A 20,748-nucleotide genomic window follows, 5' to 3' on the forward strand; every position below is an offset into this window, starting at 1 on the left:
CATTCTGGTTTCGTCATTCGGATTTTGAAAAGAACATGTCCATCATCTATCCCGTCCTGCTGCTGTTGATCCCCTTTGCCACGTTCGGATTGATGCGTCCGGCCGGACTGTGGGGAAACCTGATCGCGCTGGTCAATCTGTTGATAGCGGCGCTGTTGGCGATGAACTATTTCGAGTGGGCGGCCGGGTTCCTGGTCGACATGATGCCGTCGCTGGCTTATTACGCTGACTTCATGGCCCTGTGGGGGATCTTCGCCGGCGTGGCGTTTCTGCTCAAGGCAATCACTGACCGAGTGTCGCTGGTCCGGGTCCGATTCTCCAAGCCGGTCGAAGGCCTCGGCAATGCCGCGGCGCTGCTGGCGATTGGCTGGCTGATGCTCTGCTTCACGGCCGCGTCGATTCACGTGGCGCCGCTGGGGCGGACGGCCGTATTCGATGGCTTCACGCCGACGCAGGGCGCGCTGTGGGGCATGTTCCCCGATCGGCTCTGGCTGGGCCTAGTCCAGCGCACGTCCGAGGGGGCGTTCGCCGACGGCGAAATCTTCGACAAGGACGGCTCATTCCTGGTCCGCTACGCCGCCCGCCGCGAACTCTTTGAACGCCCCACGCCGAAGGCGCCCTAGGCGTCATTTCGCCACCGAGGCACTGAGACACGGAGGTCTGCACGGAGGGGACTTTGAAGAGGAAATGATGAGTGCTGAGTGAGGAGTGATGAATGGGGAGTGGCGCGCGGGCCATTGGCCCTGCGACGAAACCGACAAGCGTGGCTCCTTCCACTTTCTACTTTCTGTACTCTCCTCTCTCATTCCCCCTCTCCTCTGCCTCCCTGCATTTCCCCTCCGTGCAAACCTCCGTGCCTCTGTGTCTCCGTGGCTAATCCCCTCCGCCGAGCACGTCGCGCAATTTAAAGTGGAACTTCCCCAGCTTGCCGCCGTAGTTGCCGGCGCCGATCCTCGCCACGTCCGGCCCCGTGGCTGCCCGCACGGCCGCCGCCATTGCGCGGGCCACGGCCGCTTCGTCGATGCCGTCGATCACCACTTCCAAGGCGTGATTCGCGGCCGGGTGCAACTGCGTCTCGACTTGGCCGCGCAGCGTCGGGCAATAGGCCTCGGCCGTGCTGGCTCGCAGCTTCTTGTAGCGCGAGCCGACCTTGCTGCCGCTGCGAGCCACGCCGCCGGGAAAGGGCGTGATCACGCCGGCCATCTCGGCCAGCGAGGCCACCGCACGGCGGGCCGAGGACAAAGCCGCGTCAAGTGCAGCCGCCTGGATGATCAGATTGCCGCCCGCCACTCCCTTGCCGACGCCGACGTAATCCTCGGCTAGGAACTCGCCGTCCATCACCGGCACGCGCCAATAGCGGCGGCCAGCCAACTTCTTACTGCGCTGAAAACCATCGCCGAAATAGCGAATGTGCTTGCCGAGCGCGATTCGTTCTTCGGCGTCGTGCAGGCCGTTGTAGACCGCCGTCGTCGGGCAGGTCATCAGACATTGCCCCGCGCGGCGCGGCACGGCTTCGACCAGCGCCTGGGTGGCGAAGCCGAACATCAAGACGGCCGCACCCGGTCGCCGGTCGGGCGTTTCGTCCGGTGACAGCCGACGTTCGACTCCCGCTTCGACGTCACAAGCGATGACGCTGGTGCCATAGCCGGTGAACGCGGCCAAGGCCGCCGTCAGCCAATGCTCGTCGTGCGCCGTAACGATCACGCGCGTGAAGCGCATCCGAAACGCTTCGGCAAAGGAATCTTCGATTTCGGTATGGTTGAGAAGCATGTCAGGTGGGGGTGTTGGGGGGTGGGGGCGTGGGGGAGTCAAATTGCCGCGACAATCGAAGACTTTCTCAGACAAATCAAGTTGAATGGCTCGCAAAAAGCAAGATGTCTTTGAACTTCACTCCCCCACCCCGCAACGCCCCCACATCCTCGCCGTGCCTCGGTGGTTAGCATTTCACGCCAAACCAAACCTCGCGTCGATCGGGCGTTGATACTCGCGTAGCGTGCCGCTCAACACTTCGTCCAGCGTCACGCGGCGGCCGGCCGTGGCCGACTCGATCAACGCAAACGCCGCCGCCAGGTCGCGCATTCCTTCGCGGCCGCTGGTCAACGGCTCGCGGCGCTGGCGAATCGCGTCCAGCCAATCGTGCTGGGCCAGGGCGAAACTGTCGTCCAGGCCGAACGGGAATTCTTGGGCTTGCCGCTGGGCGGGGGCATGTTGCCGATAGAGCGCGGCCAGGCTGCGGTGCGACCCATCGGCCAACACGACATGATCGCCGGTCACGCGCCCTTGCGAACCATAATAAATCGTCCCGCCGCCCCCTGAGTCGGTGTTCCGCGCGTCAATATTCCACAGCGCCGCGCCGCCGCAGCCGGCCCAACTGGCCGACAACTGGCCCGCGACGCCCCGCTCGGTATCGAACGAGGCAAAGACCGTGTCGTCGGCGTCGCAATCCATCTCGTGGACCACGCGCCCTTGCCGGTCGAGCATCGCCCGGCGCGGTTCGACGATGGCCGTCTGGGCCGTGACGTGGCGAATCTCGCCGGCCACGTGGCGGACCTGGTCGAAGAAGTGGACCCCCAGGTCCAGGCTGATGCCGCCCCCCTCGTCGCGAACGTGCCGCCAGGGAGTCTCGGCCACGATCAGCCGGGGCGCCCACCAGACGCCGACGTAGCCCATCAGCACCATCTGCAGCGCACCGCAAAACGAACCGGCGGCCTGGTCGGCCTCGAACAGCCAGCGTAGATGACGCGTGGCCGGCGCGAAGCGAAAGTTCTCGAACACGCCGAACACCCGATCGCCGGCTTCGGCCCGGTCGCACATCTGCCGAGCCGCCGCCATGCTGACGGCCAGCGGCTTTTGCGACAACAGATGCTTGCCGCCGTCGAGGGCCGCGGCCGCTACCTGGTGGTGCAGGCTGTGGGTCGTGAAGTCGTTCACCGCGTCGATCGGCGCGCGGGCCACCATCTGGCGGTAATCGGTGTAGACCTCGACCGGCGTGTCGGGCTGAAAGTCGCTCAGGTATTCATCGCCGATGGCCAGCGGATCGCCGGGGATGTTGCTCACCGCGGGGCGCTGCGCCGGCCCGTGGCCGCGACGGACGTAGCCGAGCGCGTCTTCCTCGCGCCGGGCACACAGCGCGGTGATGCGGAAGTCATCAACGCCGGCCTCGCGCAGCAAGCGATACCCGCGCAGATGCGCTGCCAGAATCCGCCCACAGCCAACAATGCCGATGCGAATCATGGTGTTCTTACGCTTCCGACGTTCAAGGGAACAGTCGTCGTTGAGTGGTTAGCGTAGCCTTGATCTTCTACGAGCACCAAAGGTGCGCCCCATACCAGCCTGGGGCATCGCCCCAGGTCTCGGCCCGCAGCATCAATTAAGGGCTGTAAGCCCGCCCCATGTTTGGTGCGTTGCCGATTGCGCGTTGGGTCGGGCTTTCAGCCCTTGGGATCAATCGCAAACATTTACCCAGGGCGTTGCCCTGGGCTGGTATGGAGCGGGCCGTTGGCCCTTGAGACGCTCGGCTGCACACGCAGCATAATTGCCACGCCTATAGCCAGCATCAGTTTAGATGCGCCGAATGGTGGCTCGCAACTGCCGAGATTCACTCGTCGTGCGCGATTTCATAATCGCTCGGGATCGAGTGGCTCGGTCTTCCCGGCGCGATGTTCGGCAATCGCTTCCGACGCCAAGTCGATTAGCTTATCAGACGTTTCGGCAATCGACTGATCGAACCTGTTTTCAGCGGCGATTTCGGCCAACACGCGCGCAGCGATCACGTCTTGCTCAGCGGGTGACAACTGAGCGGCTGCGGCGAAAGCTTGTTGTAAGAGATCTGACATCGCGGGCACTCCTCAATTGATTATGCACCGCAAGCCAGCCTGTGGAAAGAGACTTTTCATTCTTCGTAGGGTGCTCTGCGAGCACCAAATCATCGCGTTCCGGGCCGAATCGCATCGCTCTGCGATCGCGTGTCTGAAACACCAAAGGTGCGCCCCATACCAGCCTGGGGCATCGCCCCAGGTCTCGGTTCACAACGACATTTAAGGGCTGTAAGCCCGTCCCATTTTCCGCGCGTTGTCGTTGGCGAGGATTGGGACAGGCCTTCAGCCCTTGGGATCAATTGTGGACGTTAACCCAGGGCGTTGCCCTGGGCTGGTATGGGGCCGGGCCGTTGGCCCTGAAGACAGCCGACTGCATCCGTCAACGCGATTTGCACGCCGACGATCACCATCGGCCCGGACACGTGGGGCGCGTGAAAATGTGGTGCTCACAGAGCACCCTACGCGGCGGCAGGCAAGTGCGAGATACCCGCCAATGCGCCCGTTAGACTTCCAGCGCTTCGGCCAGCCGGGCTAACGCTTCGGTTTCGATCTGACGCACGCGCTCGCGGGTCAGGCCCAATTGCTCGCCGATTTCCTTCAACGTCCGCGGCTCGTTGTCGTCGAGGCCGAACCGCATCCGCAGGATCGTCGCTTCGCGCGGCTCCATCGTCTCCAGCAGCCGCAGCACCTGGCTCAGGTTGTCACCGTCGAGCATCTCGACATCGGGCGACTTCATCCGCTCGTCGGTCACCATTTCGCCCAGCGACCAGCCGGCCTCGGGCTGATCGGTTTGCGGCGTCGAGTTGTAAATCCTGATCGCCTTCTTGATGATCGGCAGCTTCTTGCGGGCCAAGCCGAGCACGCGGGCTACTTCTTCAGGAGTCGGCGTGCGGCCCAGCTCTTCGGTCAGGCGATTGCTCGCGCGGCGCCACTTGCTGAGCAACTCGACCATGTAGGCCGGAATGCGAATCGTCTTGCCGGTGTTGATCAGGGCCCGCTTGATCGATTGCTTGATCCAATAGCTGGCGTAGGTGCTGAACCGAGTCCCCATGCCCGGGTCAAAACCTTCGACCGCTCGCAGCAGCCCCAGGTTCCCTTCTTCGATCAGGTCCTGCAAGCCCAGCCCCTTGCCGGTGTAGCCGCGGGCGATGTTCACGACCAGTCGCAGGTTGGCACGGACCATCCGGTCGCGTGCCGCGGCGTCCCCTTGGGCGATGCCGCCCGCCAACTCGCGCTCGTCCTTGGCCGTCAAGAGGGCCGTCTCATTGATCGCACGCAAGTAAGTTTCGAGCGGCGACTGGACGGCAGCGCTGGGCTTGCGGCGGGTGCGCGGGGCGGACGTCGTGCTGGCTTTTCGTGGCATGATCGTGACGCTGGGTGAGTCGGTCGTAAAGGGAGCGGCGTGCGTGACGCTTGTCGTCCGCGGGCGGCGAACCATCCACGGCGTCGTGCGGCCAGGGTGTTAAACTGTACGCATCAACTGCGACAAGTAGGCTATCGGCCCCCCGAACGCCCCTTCTGCAAGCAGTCGGCTAACACGATACATGCGACGAATGTTCGTAACGCTCGGCTAGTAGCGAAAATAGTAGCGACCCGCCGCGCCGAGCCGACCGCGGCGAGCGTCACGCCGGTTGTGTCGAAGGTGCGGGGCCACGTGTAACGACGGTGCCGGATGAGCGGCAATCGTTCGCGGCACGTCGTTCCAAACGTAACGCACTGCACGCGCGAGGCACGTTTTTTGGGCGTTCTCGTAACTCGATCTGTGCCGCTCAGGCGGCTTTCACACGCGCCGTGGGACATTTGGTTGAACCACGCTGGGTAAGGCAGTAGTCTAGGTTAACCTGCCTCGACTGCGCACGCCGTGGGGATATTTTGCCAGGCACGATCGCTCGACCCCGACGGGTTTTTGTTCATGAACGCGCAGCAATTTCTTGACAGCCTGACCTCGCACAGCATTTTGTCGGCTGCCGAGCTGAGCACCGTTCGCGACGCGCTCGACGCGACCAAGTTGAACGCCGACGCCGAGCCCATCGCCAAGGAGCTAGTCCGCCTGGGCAAGCTGACCAAGTACCAGGCCTCGAACGTCTATCGCGGGCGTGGCAAGGGGCTGGTGTTTGGCGAGTACGTCATCCTCGACAAAATCGGCGCTGGCGGCATGGGGCAAGTGTTCAAGGCCCAGCATCGGCGGATGAAGCGCACCGTCGCGCTCAAAATCTTGCCGACCGAGGCCACCAAATCGCCCGGCGTCGTCAAGCGTTTCTACCAGGAAGTCGAGCTGGCGGCCCGGCTTTCGCACCCGAACATCGTCACCGCGTTCGACGCCAGCGAAGCCCACGGGCTGCACTACCTGGTGATGGAGTTCGTCGACGGAAGTGATCTGTCGTCGGTGCTGTCGAAGCATGGCCCCCTGTCGATCGAGCAGGCGATGAATTGCGTGATGCAGGCGGCCCGCGGCCTGCAATACGCCCACGACCAGGGGATTATCCACCGGGACATCAAGCCGGGCAATATCCTGATCGACCGCAAGGGGGGCGTAAAGATTCTGGACCTGGGGCTGGCTCGGCTGCAAAACGGGCTGGGGCACGTGGACGACGGCGCTGGATTGACCATGAGCGGCCAGGTGATGGGGACGGTCGATTACATGTCTCCCGAGCAAGCGCACGACACCCGCTCGGCCGATCACCGCTCCGACATCTACAGCCTGGGGTGTACGCTCTATCGGCTGATTACGAACAAGGTGCCGTACCAGGCCGACACGATCTTGCAGAAGATTCTGGCCCATCGCGAGCAGCCGGTTCCGTCGCTGCGGACGCTGCGACCCGAAGCGTCCGAGCGGCTCGACCAGTTGTGCCAGCGGATGCTGGCCAAGCGCCCCGAGGACCGTCCCGCCTCGATGAACGACGTGGCCAAGGCGATCGAAGGACTGCTAGCCGGCAAGAACGACGAAGCTTCGTCGGTGATTATGCTGAGCGAAGCGCTCGAAGGGGACGAGCTGCAAAGCTTTTTGAAGTCGGGCATTGGCTCCGGCTCGGCGTCGAATGTCAAGCCGCCGCCGTCGAACTCGTCGCCCAGCGTCGTGCCAACAGCGTCGGCTTCGCCGCCACCACATGCGCCGACCGGGCGCGCGCTGGCCACGGCCAAGGCGATTGAGCCGAGCAACGCCGCGGTCGTTGCGCCGGCGACACGTAGTCGTTTACCGATCTATGCCAGTGCCGGGGCGGCTGCGGTGTTGCTGCTGGCGATCGGCGCGTACGCACTTTGGCCGCGCGGTGACGCTCAGCAGCAAGCCGCGAAGGTCGACGACCCGAACGACCGGCCGTTCGTGATTCCGCAACTGGCACCGAATGAACCGGCGGCCAATCCCGCCGACAAGCCCACGCCGCCGCCACCGACGAACAACGAAGGCAAACCACCGAGCAAACAAGGTCCGCCCAAGCCGCCCCCGCCGCAGGGTTTGCCATCGTCTACGACACCACCGGCGCCGACGATGGTGGCCAGCACAGCGCCGGCCGTCACGCCTGAGCCGCCGAAAGAAAACGCACAGGCCACGTCTGCGCCTCCAACTCCCACGACGACCGACGCCAAGCGTAAGCCAGCGCCGCTGACCGAGCCGGTCGACCTGCTCAAGCTGATGGCCGCCAAGCCGGTGGAGGGGAACTGGGCGATGGATGGCAGCGTGCTGGTCCATCGCAAATCGACCGACGGGCATTACAAAATCGCGGTACCCTACGCGCCGCCCGACGAATATGACCTGACGGCCGAGATCGAGGGGCCGCTGGCCCAGACGCTCGTGCGTGTGGGGCTGAACGTGCAGGGGCGAGGGACTGCCGTCAACTACACCAGGCGTTCGCCCCAGGCGGCAATCTCGATCGATTCGACCGAGCCGACGTTCCAGTTCGCGCGCAGCGTGCCGGTGGCCGCGGCCGACGCGGGGCGGGTCGTCCTGGCGTGCGCGGTGCGGAAGGGACGCTTCTTTGTCGCCGCCAACGGCGTGCCGGCCATCGATTGGCAAGGGAACCCCGACACGCTGCAATTGCCTGGGCATATCGCCGTCGGCGAGCCGGGAGATTTGGTGCTCGGTTGTCAAGGTTCGACCTCTGACATCCGTTTCGCCAAGCTTGAAATCGCGCCGCCGAAGGTGGAACTACCCGCCTATGGGCGATTCGACCTGCTGGCGTTGTTCGATCCCAAGCGCGACGTCACGACCGGCGTCGCTCGTCGCGACAAAGGGGATTTGCTGATCGAGCCCAACGACGGCCGCACGACGTCGCTGGTTGGCATCGAGACGAATCATCCGGCGGAATACACACTGACCGCAGTAGTCGAACGGATTGGCAGCTTCCAGGAACTATTCCTCGGCATGCCGTTCGGCAGCTCGCGCGCCGCCGTGTCGGCAGATCATGGCGGGGCCACCGACATTTACGGGGCCAACAAGCCGTATGCCAAAGCCTGGGCGCTTACGCCGTGGCGTTTGCACACCCTGGTCTGCTCCGTCAGCGCGACCGAGGCGACCCTGTCGCTCGACGGCCGCGAGATCGTCCGCTGGGAGCGCCCGCCGTACGAGTATGGCCCCTTCTCGCAGTTCGAGGGGACCAGTCCGCGGAGCTTTGCCCTGTGGTGTACCCAAGTCAGCGGCTTCCGCATCCACGCGCTCGAAGTCACGCCGCGCGGGTGGCAGCGCTTGCCTGCGCCACCGACCGAAGCCGCGGCTCAGGCAGCCGAGCAGATCGTGGGCGAAATGGCCACCAACAAGAATCGGCAGCAAGTCGCGCAACTGCTGTGGCAGCGCTCGGCTGAAGCTCACGCCGAACCGGCGCGGCGGTACGCGCTGCTGGAACAAGCGGCCCTGTCGGCGGCGCAAGCAGGAGATTTGAACCTGGCCTGTCACGCGGTGACCGATCTGGTCCGTTCGTTCAACATCGACTCGCGCACGGTGTTCGCCAACGTGATCGGCGAGACGTTCAAAGCGGCCAAAAGCGCCAACGAAAAGAAGGCATTGCTCGAAGAAAGCCTGCGGCAGATCGATCGGGCCGCAGCACTGGAAGAATGGGACTTGGCGGTCGAGATTCAGACGGCGGCGGCGAATATGGCCAAGCCGGTGACGTCGGACATCGCCAAAGAGCTGAAGGCTCGCGGCATTGAATTGCGGCTTTATCAACAACTGGCCGCGGCCAACCGCGCGGCGCAAGAGAAGTTGAGCGCGGACAAGAAAGACGTCGAGGCGAACCGGGCCGTGGGGCGCTACCTGGCGCTGGCGCGCCATGACTGGTCGGCGGCGGCCAAGGCGTTGCAAGCTGGTGAAGATGCAACCCTGGCGGCGATTGCCGACGGCGAGACGGCGAAGTCGCACTCGGCCGACGAGCTGGCGGCCCAGGGAGATCGCTGGTGGGGGTTGTTCGAAAAAGGCGAGGTGCCGGTGAAGTACCTGGCGATGGAGCGCGCGGCCAGTTGGTATCGCCGCGCGCTGATCGCTTCGACCGGCAAGCCCAAGGCCACGATCGGCCAACGGCGGCAAGCGGCCGCCCAGCAACGCAAGGCGTCGGCGCTGGCCTTCGTGCCGCGGCATCCGCTGGACGCGGTACCGATCGGCGGTCACTGGTACAAGGTCTACCGTTCGGGGGTGACCTGGAAGCAGGCGGCACAGTTCTGCGAAGAGATCGGCGGCAATCTGGTGATCATCGACAACGCGGACGAGAACCAGAGGGTCGCGCAATTGATCGTGGCCAGCGCCAAGGGGAAAGAGGAACGCGGCATCACCTGGCTCGGCCTGACCGACGAAGCCAAGGAAGGGGAGTGGCGGTGGGTCGACGGGACGCCACTGTTGCCGACTTCATTCACGAATTGGTCGGCGAATCAGCCGGACAATGGCGGCGGCGACTCGGACGCGGCGTTCTTGGAAGCGGTCGTTCAATCCGGCCAGGCGACGATTCGTTGGGACGACATCAACGGAGCGAACCACTTCGCGTTCGTGTGCGAGTGGGAGCAATAAGTGTCCGCCTGGGCGGGGCAGGGTGGGAGAGGAAGCCCGAATGACGAAATCCGAATGTCGAAGCGGGGGATTTACCACGGAGACACAGAGGGCACGGAAAGGGGAAGTGATGAATGCTGAGTGATGATTGATGAATTGAGGAAGGGCCCGCGCGCTCCCGCTCGAAACTCATCATTCAGCACTCAGCAATCATCACTTCTTTCGTCATTCGGATTTCGTCATTCGTCATTTACCAATCACCGCAGCCCATCGATTCGCTATTCCTCCTCCCAGTGGTTTGTCACGGGGATACCGTTTTCCATCGCGGCGTCGATGATCATCTTGGCCGGCGTGCCGCGGATAAGGTCGCCGATCGGCACGCTGTCCAGCTTGCCTGATTTGAGGTAGCAATCGATCCAGCGATCGTTCGGGTTGCTTTTGCTCTTGGCCAGCACGATCCTTTGGACGTCGTCAAAGTGAACTTCGTGGTAGTTCGGCCAGAGCCAGAATCCGGCACGGAAGGTGAACTGGGCCGAGTTGACCGTCACGCGATCGACGAGAAAGCAGGGGGCCAGCAGCAGGAACACAAACGTCGCCACCGCCACCAGGATCGACTTGCCCAGTCGGCGGAGCGGCACATAGATGGCGACGACCGACAAGCCGCCGACGCCCAAGGCGAACAGCAGACAACTGACCCACAACTCGAACGAGAAGATCGTCGTGTCGCCGACAACCCGCTGATCAACGCAGCCGGTGATGAGAGCGGTCAGGCTACAAACACCGAATCTTCGAAGCTGATGTGGCTTGGAGATCACGACAAGCAAAGCACTCGGCGTTTGATTTCGTCCCAGGAAATCGTGGCTGCGGGATTCGCCGCCCAATTGGCTTTGCGGCGGGCTAACTCCTCTTTCTGCCAATCATGCACCGGCACGGCCTCGGGCGTCGACGCCAAATCATCCCACAAGTCTTCGACAAGCTGCAACTTCTCGGCCGGCGTGAGGTCAAAGATCGATGCCATGACGCATTCCCACTTGCGATTGAAGATTCCCACGACACTATTCGCTCAGGGGCACAGGCTCGGGCTCATTATAACCTGATGCCGACCGCTGCTGCCTGATAACTTTGCGTCCCCTTTTCACCTAGCACCCCCTCACCCCCAGCCCCTCTCCCACGGAGGGGCGAGGGGAGGAAAACCTCGCGCACTCACCAATAAAAACAGGCCCCGAGATTGGCTCTCGGGGCCTGCTTTGCTGTTCAATCTATTGCAGCCGCGCCGCTCAGATGAGCGACGCTCGCGCGATCAAGCTTACTTGATCAACGGGCCGCCGTCGCCGATGCCGCCCTTCAGCTCGCTGGCCGGAATGGCCGGCTTGCTGGGGGCCGCGCCCGACCCGTCGTGGTCGATCGGCGGTTCGCCTTGATCGTCGGCCCAATCGACGCGCTTGCGCGACAGGCCGATCTTGCGCTCTTCGGTGTCGACGCGCAAAACCTTGACCTCGATCTCCTGGCCGACCTTGACCACGTCTTCGGGGTTCTCGACCTTGTGGTCAGCCAACTCCGAGATGTGCAGCAACCCTTCCAGGCCGTTCTCCAACCCGACGAACACGCCGAAGTTGGTCAGCTTGGTGACGGTTCCCTTCACCACCTGGCCCGGCTGATACTTGCTGGGGATGTCGGTGGTCCAAGGGTCTTCTTGCAGTTGCTTCAGGCCCAGGGCGATGCGGCGACGCTGCTGGTCGACCGACAACACGCGGCACTCGACCTTTTGACCCTTCTCGAGCATTTCGCTCGGGTGGCTGATCTTGCGGGTCCACGACATATCGCTGACGTGCAGCAAGCCGTCGATCCCTTCTTCGATCTCGATGAACGCGCCGTAGTTGGTCAAGTTGCGGACGGTGCCGGTGACCGGCGCGCCCGGCGGATAGCGATCGGCAACCTTGTCCCACGGGTTGTCGTGGGTCTGCTTCATGCCGAGCGAGATTTCCTGCTTCTCGCGGTTGATGCCCAGCACGACGACTTCGACTTCGTCGCCGATATGCACCAGCTCGCTGGGGTGATTGATGCGCTTGGTCCACGACATTTCCGAAATGTGGACCAGCCCTTCGATCCCTTCTTCCAGCTTCACGAACGCGCCGTAGCTCATCACGTTGACCACTTCGCCCTTGACGCGAGTGTCCACCGGATATTTGTCCGGCACGCATTCCCACGGGCTGGCGGTCTTTTGCTTGAGACCCAGGGCGATCTTTTCCTTTTCGCGATCGACGTGCAGGATTTGCACTTCGAGTTCCTGGTCGATGTGGACCATCTCGCTCGGGTGACCGATGCGGCCCCAGCTCATGTCGGTGATGTGCAACAGGCCGTCGATGCCGCCCAGGTCGACGAACGCGCCGAACTCGGCGATGTTCTTGACGATACCCTTGCGCAGCTGCCCTGGCTCGAGCTCGGCCAGCAGCTTGGCCTTCTTTTCGGCCCGTTCGGTCTCGATCAGCGAGCGGCGGCTGACGACGATGTTGCGGCGGGCTTCGTCGATCTTCAGCACCAGGCACTGGATCGTGCGGCCAATGTAGTCGCCAATGTCCGAAGGCCGGCGGATGTCGACCTGACTGGCGGGCAAGAAGACGTTGACGCCGCGCACGTCGACCAACAGACCACCCTTGATCTTGCGCGTGACCGCGCCGGTGACGACGTCGCCTTCCTTGACCGACTCCATCACCTTGCGCCAGTTTTCGATCTTCTCAGCCTTGCGCTTGCTGAGCACGATCATGCCGGCGTCTTCCATGCCCGGCGTGGTGTCTTCGATATCTTCGACCAGCACCTTGACGGTCTGGCCAGGTTGCGGCGGCTCTTCGGTTTCGTCCCACTCGTTCAGTGGGATCATCCCTTCACTCTTGTAGCCGACGTCGATCAGCACCTGCTCGTCTTCGATCCGCAGGATGCGGCCTTCGACAATTTGGTTGAGCGAAATGTCTTCGCCCCCCCATTCGATTTCGTCGGCGCCGACGCCGGTCAGCGCCGCGTTGAGTTCTGCTTCCCAGTCTTGTTCGTTGAGGTCGAGGCCGCGGATGAGGTTGCGATTTACCATGGAGTGAAGAGCCGTTACGGAACCGTTCGACAGCGAGCCGGCAGGAGTCTTGTGAAAGTTGCCGGCCGAAAGGCCCAGCGGGGCCGATGGCGCGTCGGAAGTGCCGCCAGTAAGAGAGACAAGGCAAAAGTGCCAGTTGTCTGAACCGGTCCCCACGCGGAGACTCCTCGGCCCAAACAAAGATTCGTAAATATATCGGTTTCAAGGGTATACGGCAATCCTGGCAACCGCTGGTCGAGCCAGCGATCGCGGCAGCTTGCCCAGACGCCCACAACTCCCCGCAAAAGCCTCGTATTCGTGGTCACCCGGCCGTTTCGTTTAACAAATAAATGTATTATATATGATATAGTTATTAGCGAGTCCGCCCGCGACACCCGCTGCCTTGGTGCCATGATGAACAGTCCCGCCTTTGCAGCACTGCTCAACGCCCGTCGCAAGTTACTCCGCATGAGCGTGCGTTCGATTGCTGAACTCAGCGGAGTATCGACCGCCACGGTCAACCGCCTGCTCGGCGGCCAGTTCGACCGCACCGAATTCCGGCACGTCGTGGCAGTCGCGGCAACCCTGGGTATCGAGTTCGAACCGCGAGTCCAGGACGCCAAACTCGTCACCACTCGACAGGCGCGGCGGAAAGCTCAAAAGCTGGTCGCGCTGGTGCAAGGCAGCTCGGCCCTCGAGCAACAAGCGGTCGACCGGCGCGCCTATGCAAAAATGCTCAAACGCACCGAGACGGAATTGCTCAACGGCTCGCGCAAGCAGCTCTGGTCGCGGTGAAGCATGACGCCCGCATCGCCACTCGATGGCGCCACTCCGCTCGACGATCTTTCGGGGCTGAAAGTACGCTCGATCACCACGCGCGGCCAGTTGGACGTCGCCGAAGCCGAGAATATTCGCCTGGCGCATGTCAAATACCTGGCCAGTCGACCGGGTCGGCGCGCCGCCCCCTTTGACGCGCGCTGGATGAAAAAGCTGCATCGCGAGATGTTTGGCAAGGTCTGGCGCTGGGCGGGCGAGCCGCGGCGATTCGAGCTGAATCTCGGCGTCGCCTGGACACAGATCGAGCCAGCGCTGCTCGAATTGGAACAGACGCTCGCGTTTTATCGCGGCTCGACCGTGCCCCTCTTGGAACAAGCGACACGCCTGCACCATCGTAGCGTGCAGATCCATCCGTTTCCGAACGGCAATGGTCGCTGGGGACGGCTGTTGGCGAATATCTGGCTCAAGCAAGCGGGCCGTGAACCGACGGCCTGGCCCGAGGTGCTCGGCGGCAAGAACGACGTGCGTCGTGAATACCTGGCGGCACTGCGCGGGGCGGACCAAGGAGATCTGGGTCCATTGCTTGGCATGCAGTCGCGATTCACACCTGCCTGAATCGTCGCGGCCTCAGGGATTGATCCCCTGGGCATAGCGGTTCTTCTCATTGAGCTTGTTCAGGTCGGCCTGGTCGGACGATTTGCCTCCCAGAAACGACGGCAACAAGTCCCCGGCCGAACCTCCGGCCACGCACACAGCCGCTAACAAACACAGAATCAACAACTCGCGACGCATGAGCTTGCCATCGATGGTCTGAAAAGCCGGCGGAAAATACCGCCCTGCCTGGGGCGCGGCAAGAGAAATCTCGCTGGGCTGCTAGCGTGACGACGGGAATTGGTACGACTGCCGCCGGTTTGACCGGCCAGCGAGCGGCTGCCAGCCTTGACGGCATTTCGGCCCCGCCCCTATATTGCCCCAAATCCTCGTGCCGCGAGGATTTTTTCGTTTCGCCCATTGAACTTACGCCGCGCCGCTCGCCATCGGTCCGGGACGCTTTCACGTGTCCGACGACCGCGCGATCGGGCCGGCATTTTTGCTCCGCCGAACCGTGCCCACGACGGAACCGCGGCAGACAAGGCCCCCTTGCCATGAAGTCCGAACGCCGTCACGAGTTACAACGCAACTCCCTGGCCGATGTGCTCGAGCACGGGGTCAAGGACGTTCAGAAGTACGCCCCGGCAGTGGCCGCCACGATCGGCGCGATCGTGGTCCTGGTCGTCGTCTATCTGATCATCTCCACGCGCTCGGCCAACGCCGAGCGCTCGGCCTGGCGCGAGTACGTCGTCGCCAGCGAGTCGCGACTGGGCGCTCAGGAGAACATGACCCGGGTGGCCGACGACTACAGCGATTACATGGGGGGCCAGTGGGCCCGGCTGACGTTGGCCGATCGGCAATTGGAAGTCGGCGTCGATCAGTTGTTCCAGGACCGAACCGCAGCCAAGACCTCGCTCGAATCGGCGATCGAGCAATACAACCAACTGCGCGCCACGACCCACATCAGCGAAATGCAATCGCGTGCGCTGATCGGCCTGGGTCGTGCATACGAATCATTGGCCCAGCCCGAGGAAGCCGTCAAGCAATACGACGAGCTGATCAAGAACTACCCGGGCACCGAGTTTGCGATCGAAGCCCGCGAGCGGCGCGACGACCTGGAAAAGCCGGCCTCGAAAGAGTTCTATCAATGGTTCTGGGCGTTGAAGATCACGCCCCCGTCGCGCGAGCCTGGCACGCCGGGCTTCCGCCCGCCGTTCGACATGCAATCGTTGCCCAGCGACGCCCCCGGTGGCCCGACGTCCGTGGCCCCCCCCGCCCCGCCGACCGGAGTCATTCCGCCGGTCACAACGACTCCACCGGCGACATCTACTCCGCCGGCCACCACCGCACCGGTCACTCCCCCAGCAACCACGCCGGAGTAGAATGGCGTTAGCTGGAACCGGTTCGCGTCGCGGCGCAAGCCGCGCACCCTCGCCCCTTGTGGGAGAGGGTGGTTCGCGCGGCGAACCGGGTGAGGGGAATGAGGCGGGTACACAACTCGTCCCCTCAATCCAATCCTCTCCCGTGAGCGGAGAGGGAGCCCATGACGTCCTTACTCCCGAGCCCTCAGCCGTGTCCTCCGAGCCCATCGCTGGCGAGACCTTGTTGCTGGTTGTTCCCGAAGCCGAGGACGGCCAGCGGCTCGATGCCTTTCTCGCCCGGCAATTGCCCAGCTACAGCCGCACCCACCTGCGCCGCGCTATCAACGCGGTCGGCGTCAAGCTCGACGGCCGCCGCGTGAAGGCCAGCCACCACCTTCGCACCGGGCAGCAAGTCTCGATTGTCGTTCCCGAGGTACCGCGGCTGGGCCCGCTGCCCGAGGACATTCCGCTCGACGTGCTGTACGAAGACGAGGTGATGGCGGTCATCAACAAGCCGGCCGGCATGGTCGTGCATCCGGGCCGAGGTCACTGGGACGGCACGTTGGCGAGCGCCCTGCGGCACTACTTCGAGCAACTCAGCCAGACTGCCGGGCCGACGCGGCCAGGCATCGTCCATCGGCTCGATCGCGACACGAGCGGCGCGATCCTGATTGCCAAGGACGACATCGCCCACTCGCTGTTGTCCGATCAGTTCGAGCAGCGCACGGTCGACAAGACGTACTTTGCCATCGTCGCCGGCGAGCCCGATCGGGATCGAGACTGGATCGACCTGCCGATCGGTGTTCACCCTTACCAGCGCGAAAAGATGGCCGTCCGCCACGACCACGCCACCAGCCGGCCAGCGCAGACCTTTTACGAAGTCGTCGAGCGATTGCACGGCTTTGCGGCCGTCCGGCTGACGCCCAAGACGGGTCGCACGCACCAGATTCGCGTCCACCTGGCCAGCATCGGCTGCCCGGTGTTGTGCGACCGATACTACGGGGGCCGGGCGTCGCTACGCGTGTGCGACGTGCTGCCCGGCTCGACCGACGAGTCGCCCCTGCTCGAAAGGCAAGCGCTGCACGCCCAATCAATCGCGATCGATCATCCGACGCGGGGAAACCGGCTGACATTCAACGCCCCGCTGCCGGCCGATTTGGAAGCGACGCTCACGGTGCTACGGCAGCGACAGGGCAAGCCGGCAACAAAGCACCAATGACTAAATCCCAATGACCAAGCAGAAGCAGCCTTGGTCATTGGTGCTTGGACATTAAGGCTTGGCGCTTAACAGGCGTCTTTCGGCCCCAGTCGTCGCGGACCTTGCCGGCGCAATCGCGCGCGGCGGGCGGCGAGCATCACGCCCCAAAAGGCCAGAAAGCCCAGCACGCAGGCCATCACCAACAGCGGTCGCGACCAGTTGGCGTTGCCGGCCATGAAGTACGTGCCCGCGGCTTGGAACAATCCAAACGCAATCAAACAGGCGGCGACAATGGCGAAGAATTTGCCGAATTGCATGGGGGGAGGGGAAGTTGCAAGTTGCTGGTTGCTAGCGGCTAGTTAAGACAAAGCAATCGAAGCATTTCACTAGCAACTAGCAACCAGCAACTTTTATCTCAGCTTGGAAACGATCAGCGTAATATTCTGCCCGCCGAAACCAAAGCTGTTCGACGCGGCGACGTCGCACTTGGCCTTTCGCGCTTCGTTGGGAATATAGTCCAGGTCGCACTCTGGGTCCGGCGTGTCGTAATTGATCGTCGGGGGGAGCGCCCCGTCGCGCATCGCCAACAGACAGACGATCAACTCGGTTGCCCCGGCCGCCGCGATCAGGTGCCCCATCATGCTCTTGGTGCTCGACACGGGCAGCTTGTAGGCCCGCGGGCCGAATACCTGCTTGATGGCCAGGGTCTCGACCTTGTCGTTGACCGTCGTGCTGGTGCCGTGGGCGTTGATGTAGTCGACCTGGTCAGGGTTGATGTGCGCGTCGGCCAGCGCCATGTTCAGGCAACTGATCGCGCCGCGCCCTTCGGGATGAGTATCCGTAATGCGGTAGGCGTCGGCCGTCGAGCCATAGCCGATCACTTCGCCGTAAATCTTCGCGCCGCGGCGGCGAGCGTGCTCCAACTCTTCGAGCACCAGCATCGAGCCCCCTTCGCCCAGCACGAAACCATCGCGGTCCATTTCGAACGGCCGCGAGGCCCGGGCCGGCTCGTCGTTGCGCATCGAGAGGGTCGTCAGCAGATTGAATCCCGTGACGCCGAACGGGTGGATCATGCTGTGGGCGCCCCCCGAGAGCATCAGATCGGCGTCATTGCGGCGGATGATCTCGACGGCTTCGCCGATGGCCTGGCTGCTGGCCGCACAAGCGGTCAGGCAGTTGAAGTTCGGCCCTTGCGCGTTGAACAAGGCGGCCAGATGGGCCGCCGGCATGTTCGGCTCTTGTTCCAACTCGATCTGCGGATCGAGGATTTCCATCCCCTTCTTGGCGAACTTGGTGGCGCAGAATTGGTCGCCGTCGATGGCCGCCACCATCATGTCGGTGAACAAAATGAAGTCCTGCTGCCCTTCGCCCGCCCCCAGGTAGACGCCAAACCGGGTTGGATCAACGGGGTTCGCGCTGCGCAGGCCGGCGTCCTGCATTGCCTGGCACGCGGCGCCGACGGCAAAGCGCGTCTGCCGGCCGGTCTTCTTCCATTCGTCAGGGTTCTCGCCGACCTTCGCCAGGTTCCAATCGCGGACCTCGGCCGAGATGCGCGTGGGGAACTGGGCGGCGTCGAACAGCGAGGTATAGCCCACGCCCGACTCGCCGGCCAGCAAGCGGCGCCACATGGTCTCGGGATCGTGCCCCATCGGGGTCACGCAACCAATGCCGGTGACGACAACGCGACGACGCGAGGCTTCGACCATGGCCAACGCTTCCTGTGAAGAAAGGCTTCGTGTGAACTCAGACGATCCGAGCGGCGGGCACCATGCTCTCGCTGGCGTAGCGCCCTCGCACCCAAGCCGGCGGCTCTGCCGCCTCGGCCGGTGGCAGAGCCGCCGGCTTGGGTGAGGCTCTAACGCTTTGCGGCTACTCCCTTGCGCACTAACCGGCCAGCGTGCCGCGCAGCTCTTTCAATCCCGGCGGTTCTTGCAGGGGGCTCCCGTCCGGGGCCCGGCCCACGTCGAACACGCCCAGCAGTTTCATGGTAAAGACAAAGTTCTTGGGCTCGAACAGCGTGCGGGCCCGGGTGCCGTCGCGCAAGTGGACGAACACGATCTCCATCTCGGCCTGCAGCTTGTCGCGCACATGGCTGGTGGCCGTCACACGTCCGCCGTCGGCGTCGATGTGATCGAGCACCGCGGTGTAGATCAGTTGATCCCCCGGCACGGCCGGAAAGTGGAACGTGGCCTTGGGAATCTTGGCCAGAATCACCTTCTCGTTAAAGCCGTTTACTTCGCCCACCAGCAGGCCGCCCGTCTGGGCCAGCCCCTCGGTGATCAGCGAGTTGGGCATCACCGGATAGCCGGGGAAGTGATCGTGCAGGTGGTCCTCGGCCAGCGAGACGTTCTTGACCGCCTTGGCGCGTTTGCCACTATCGAACTCGATAAAGCGATCAATCCAGATCCAACGCATGGCGATGCCGACGTTTGAGGAGCTTCGTAAACGAGTGTTCTATTGACCAATGTCCAAGTCCCAATGACCAAGGGAGTGTCCCTATTGGTCATTGGTCATTGGGATTTGGTCATTTGCGTTTAGCCCACCTTGCTCTGCACGTACCGGACCATGTCCTGCACGGTCAACTGGTTGGCAAAGTCCTTGACCACCGGGTTCGTTTCGAACTTGGACAAGTCGGCGAACGGCATCCGCTTCTTCAGCTCGGCCACGCCTTCGGGCGTGACCTTGCCGTTCTGCACATAGGTCGTGCTGCCCAAGATATCTTCGGGGAACAGCTCGCCGCGCGGCACCTTGATGCTGAACGCCTTTTCCAGGCGGAACACGATGTCCAGGAAGTCGATGCTCTCGGCCCCCAGGTCGCCGACCAGCGTGGCTTCGGGCGTCACTTCGTCGTCGTCCACGCCCAAGGCGTCGACCAGCGCGGTGCGAATCTTGGCGAAAATCTCATCTTGCGTCGGCATCTGGCATTACTCCCAAGTCTTTTCCACAGGTTTACGGTTCGGTGTTTCGCATCGGGTCAATCCGCATGCGGCGCTCGACTGCCCTTTACCGGCACTGCCTCCGGAGCGCTTGCCTCGTTCATCAGCACTGCTTTCCATCGGCAGTGCGGCGGCAGGGCTACTTGGCCGCGCCGACTTCGGTCTGGTTCAACTCCGTCCGATTCAACAACGCAAACAATTCTTTCATCTTCATCGTGACGATCTCGTCGATCAGCCCCTTGGTCGGGTCTTGATCGCCGAGGTTGTATCGTTCCAGTTCCAGGCGGGCCGACACGACCAGCGTCGCGCCGACCATCCCTTGCGCCTTGAACTTGGCCGTCCGCGGCCCCTGGTCCATCAGCTCCGACGTCACAGTCAAGGTCTGACCCGGCTCGACGAAGTTGGCGTATTTCACATTCCGCGCCTCGCGCAGCACGACCGTGCTGTGGGCGAAGTTCTCGGTGGCCCGCATCAGCCAGGCGCTGGCCTGGGTCAACGCTTCGAGCATCAGCACGCCGGGCATGACCGGAAAGCCAGGAAAATGGTCGGCCAGGTATTCCTCGGCCAGCGACAAGTTCTTAGTGGCAACGATCTTGCTGCCGGACTGCAGCTCAACAATGCGATCGACGAGCGTGAATCTCATGTACCAGGGTCACAGCCTGAGGCTACTAGTGTTACAGCCTGCGGCTACCGGTGTTACAGCCGGCGGCGGCTTAGCGGAGGTTCAACGGGCCTACGGGGATAAGTCGTTGAGTATAGTTATCGACCCGCCCGAGAACAACCGCTAATCGAGCCGTGGGCAGACGCAGTTAAGTCATTGGGCCGTTAACGCTTACGCAACGGGAAACCCCGCCCCGCCCCGCGCGACGCGGCGATCTTCCCCCTCGGCATCAATCGCGAGCGACCCGAATACAACCCTTCTCCCTCCGGGAGAAGGTGGCGGCGCTAGCCGACGGATGAGGGTCGCGCGTCAATCTGGCGCGACTCAAGCTGCAATATGGACCCTCATCCGGCCTTCGGCCACCTTCTCCCGGAGGG

Annotated in this window: 19 protein-coding genes; 6 read left to right on the forward strand and 13 right to left on the reverse strand. The window is 63.2% G+C overall.

From position 1 onward, the window contains the following. Window positions 1-35 precede the first annotated feature (35 nt). Window positions 36-623 carry a hypothetical protein gene (locus JSS27_12175; protein MBS0209697.1) on the forward strand — a complete coding sequence of 196 codons (588 nt, stop codon included), beginning with the start codon at window positions 36-38 and terminating at the stop codon, window positions 621-623. Window positions 624-873: 250 nt separating this feature from the next. Here the strand turns inward: JSS27_12175 and fhcD are convergent, their stop codons facing one another. From fhcD to JSS27_12195, 4 genes are all read right to left on the reverse strand, one after another. Next, window positions 874-1,770 carry a formylmethanofuran--tetrahydromethanopterin N-formyltransferase gene (gene fhcD / locus JSS27_12180; protein MBS0209698.1) on the reverse strand — a complete coding sequence of 299 codons (897 nt, stop codon included), beginning with the start codon at window positions 1,768-1,770 and terminating at the stop codon, window positions 874-876. A 174-nt stretch (window positions 1,771-1,944) separates the two neighbouring features. After that, window positions 1,945-3,234, reverse strand: coding sequence for a Gfo/Idh/MocA family oxidoreductase (locus JSS27_12185; GenBank protein MBS0209699.1), 1,290 nt, complete (start codon window positions 3,232-3,234; stop codon window positions 1,945-1,947). 383 nt (window positions 3,235-3,617) lie between these two features. Continuing rightward, on the reverse strand, window positions 3,618-3,836 hold the full coding sequence (locus JSS27_12190) for a hypothetical protein (protein ID MBS0209700.1): 219 nt from the start codon (window positions 3,834-3,836) through the stop codon (window positions 3,618-3,620). Window positions 3,837-4,320: 484 nt separating this feature from the next. After that, window positions 4,321-5,181: an RNA polymerase sigma factor RpoD/SigA gene (locus JSS27_12195; GenBank protein ID MBS0209701.1), complete on the reverse strand. Its 861-nt coding sequence runs from the start codon at window positions 5,179-5,181 to the stop codon at window positions 4,321-4,323. A 549-nt stretch (window positions 5,182-5,730) separates the two neighbouring features. Here JSS27_12195 and JSS27_12200 point away from each other — a divergent pair. Further along, window positions 5,731-9,807, forward strand: a complete 4,077-nt coding sequence (locus JSS27_12200) for a protein kinase (protein ID MBS0209702.1) — start codon at window positions 5,731-5,733, stop codon at window positions 9,805-9,807. Between the two features lie 257 nt (window positions 9,808-10,064). On the opposite strand, the gene JSS27_12205 is transcribed toward JSS27_12200, so the two are convergent. The 3 genes from JSS27_12205 to JSS27_12215 all read right to left on the reverse strand — a co-directional run bounded on the left by JSS27_12205 (window position 10,065) and on the right by JSS27_12215 (window position 12,868). Then, entirely contained in the window at window positions 10,065-10,601 is a 537-nt protein-coding gene (locus JSS27_12205; protein ID MBS0209703.1) for a hypothetical protein, read from the reverse strand. Next, entirely contained in the window at window positions 10,598-10,804 is a 207-nt protein-coding gene (locus JSS27_12210) for an addiction module protein (GenBank protein MBS0209704.1), read from the reverse strand. Before JSS27_12210 ends, JSS27_12205 begins: the two co-directional genes overlap by 4 nt. Before the next feature lie 288 nt (window positions 10,805-11,092). Then, window positions 11,093-12,868 carry a 30S ribosomal protein S1 gene (locus tag JSS27_12215; GenBank protein ID MBS0209705.1) on the reverse strand — a complete coding sequence of 592 codons (1,776 nt, stop codon included), beginning with the start codon at window positions 12,866-12,868 and terminating at the stop codon, window positions 11,093-11,095. A gap of 297 nt (window positions 12,869-13,165) precedes the next feature. Between JSS27_12215 and JSS27_12220 the strand changes: the two genes are divergently transcribed. Both JSS27_12220 and JSS27_12225 read left to right on the forward strand, forming a co-directional pair. Then, window positions 13,166-13,642, forward strand: a complete 477-nt coding sequence (locus JSS27_12220; GenBank protein MBS0209706.1) for a hypothetical protein — start codon at window positions 13,166-13,168, stop codon at window positions 13,640-13,642. A gap of 3 nt (window positions 13,643-13,645) precedes the next feature. Then, window positions 13,646-14,239: a mobile mystery protein B gene (locus JSS27_12225; GenBank protein MBS0209707.1), complete on the forward strand. Its 594-nt coding sequence runs from the start codon at window positions 13,646-13,648 to the stop codon at window positions 14,237-14,239. Between the two features lie 12 nt (window positions 14,240-14,251). Here JSS27_12225 and JSS27_12230 read toward each other — a convergent pair whose 3' ends face one another. Beyond that, window positions 14,252-14,416: a hypothetical protein gene (locus JSS27_12230; GenBank protein ID MBS0209708.1), complete on the reverse strand. Its 165-nt coding sequence runs from the start codon at window positions 14,414-14,416 to the stop codon at window positions 14,252-14,254. Window positions 14,417-14,769: 353 nt separating this feature from the next. On the opposite strand from JSS27_12230, the gene JSS27_12235 reads away from it, so the two are divergent. Beyond that, complete coding sequence (locus JSS27_12235; GenBank protein ID MBS0209709.1) at window positions 14,770-15,597, forward strand: tetratricopeptide repeat protein; 828 nt, start codon at window positions 14,770-14,772, stop codon at window positions 15,595-15,597. Between the two features lies 1 nt (window position 15,598). Beyond that, window positions 15,599-16,795: an RluA family pseudouridine synthase gene (locus JSS27_12240; GenBank protein MBS0209710.1), complete on the forward strand. Its 1,197-nt coding sequence runs from the start codon at window positions 15,599-15,601 to the stop codon at window positions 16,793-16,795. Between the two features lie 65 nt (window positions 16,796-16,860). Here JSS27_12240 and JSS27_12245 read toward each other — a convergent pair whose 3' ends face one another. From JSS27_12245 to JSS27_12265, 5 genes are all read right to left on the reverse strand, one after another. Continuing rightward, entirely contained in the window at window positions 16,861-17,091 is a 231-nt protein-coding gene (locus JSS27_12245) for a hypothetical protein (GenBank protein MBS0209711.1), read from the reverse strand. 93 nt (window positions 17,092-17,184) lie between these two features. Beyond that, on the reverse strand, window positions 17,185-18,480 hold the full coding sequence (locus JSS27_12250; GenBank protein ID MBS0209712.1) for a beta-ketoacyl-[acyl-carrier-protein] synthase family protein: 1,296 nt from the start codon (window positions 18,478-18,480) through the stop codon (window positions 17,185-17,187). A gap of 178 nt (window positions 18,481-18,658) precedes the next feature. Next, the gene (locus tag JSS27_12255; protein ID MBS0209713.1) at window positions 18,659-19,189 is read right to left on the reverse strand and encodes a beta-hydroxyacyl-ACP dehydratase; all 531 of its coding nucleotides are present in this window, start codon (window positions 19,187-19,189) and stop codon (window positions 18,659-18,661) included. A 119-nt stretch (window positions 19,190-19,308) separates the two neighbouring features. Beyond that, a complete protein-coding gene (locus JSS27_12260; GenBank protein MBS0209714.1) occupies window positions 19,309-19,692 on the reverse strand; it encodes an acyl carrier protein in 384 nt (127 codons plus the stop codon). Between the two features lie 157 nt (window positions 19,693-19,849). Further along, on the reverse strand, window positions 19,850-20,353 hold the full coding sequence (locus JSS27_12265; GenBank protein ID MBS0209715.1) for a beta-hydroxyacyl-ACP dehydratase: 504 nt from the start codon (window positions 20,351-20,353) through the stop codon (window positions 19,850-19,852). Window positions 20,354-20,748: the final 395 nt, after the last annotated feature.

The sequence above is a fragment of the Planctomycetota bacterium genome (assembly GCA_018242585.1).
Classification (GTDB): Bacteria; Planctomycetota; Planctomycetia; order Pirellulales; family PNKZ01; genus JAFEBQ01.

Coding starts and splice junctions, on each gene's coding strand:
- JSS27_12265 (MBS0209715.1), bottom strand. CDS start 20,353: ATGAGATTCACGCTCGTCGATCGCATTGTTGAGCTGCAGTCCGGCAGC.
- JSS27_12250 (MBS0209712.1), bottom strand. CDS start 18,480: ATGGTCGAAGCCTCGCGTCGTCGCGTTGTCGTCACCGGCATTGGTTGC.
- JSS27_12245 (MBS0209711.1), bottom strand. CDS start 17,091: ATGCAATTCGGCAAATTCTTCGCCATTGTCGCCGCCTGTTTGATTGCG.
- JSS27_12240 (MBS0209710.1), top strand. CDS start 15,599: ATGGCGTTAGCTGGAACCGGTTCGCGTCGCGGCGCAAGCCGCGCACCC.
- JSS27_12190 (MBS0209700.1), bottom strand. CDS start 3,836: ATGTCAGATCTCTTACAACAAGCTTTCGCCGCAGCCGCTCAGTTGTCA.
- JSS27_12255 (MBS0209713.1), bottom strand. CDS start 19,189: ATGCGTTGGATCTGGATTGATCGCTTTATCGAGTTCGATAGTGGCAAA.
- JSS27_12260 (MBS0209714.1), bottom strand. CDS start 19,692: ATGCCGACGCAAGATGAGATTTTCGCCAAGATTCGCACCGCGCTGGTC.
- JSS27_12215 (MBS0209705.1), bottom strand. CDS start 12,868: ATGGTAAATCGCAACCTCATCCGCGGCCTCGACCTCAACGAACAAGAC.
- JSS27_12175 (MBS0209697.1), top strand. CDS start 36: ATGTCCATCATCTATCCCGTCCTGCTGCTGTTGATCCCCTTTGCCACG.
- JSS27_12235 (MBS0209709.1), top strand. CDS start 14,770: ATGAAGTCCGAACGCCGTCACGAGTTACAACGCAACTCCCTGGCCGAT.
- JSS27_12210 (MBS0209704.1), bottom strand. CDS start 10,804: ATGGCATCGATCTTTGACCTCACGCCGGCCGAGAAGTTGCAGCTTGTC.
- JSS27_12230 (MBS0209708.1), bottom strand. CDS start 14,416: ATGCGTCGCGAGTTGTTGATTCTGTGTTTGTTAGCGGCTGTGTGCGTG.
- JSS27_12200 (MBS0209702.1), top strand. CDS start 5,731: ATGAACGCGCAGCAATTTCTTGACAGCCTGACCTCGCACAGCATTTTG.
- fhcD (MBS0209698.1), bottom strand. CDS start 1,770: ATGCTTCTCAACCATACCGAAATCGAAGATTCCTTTGCCGAAGCGTTT.
- JSS27_12225 (MBS0209707.1), top strand. CDS start 13,646: ATGACGCCCGCATCGCCACTCGATGGCGCCACTCCGCTCGACGATCTT.
- JSS27_12195 (MBS0209701.1), bottom strand. CDS start 5,181: ATGCCACGAAAAGCCAGCACGACGTCCGCCCCGCGCACCCGCCGCAAG.
- JSS27_12185 (MBS0209699.1), bottom strand. CDS start 3,234: ATGATTCGCATCGGCATTGTTGGCTGTGGGCGGATTCTGGCAGCGCAT.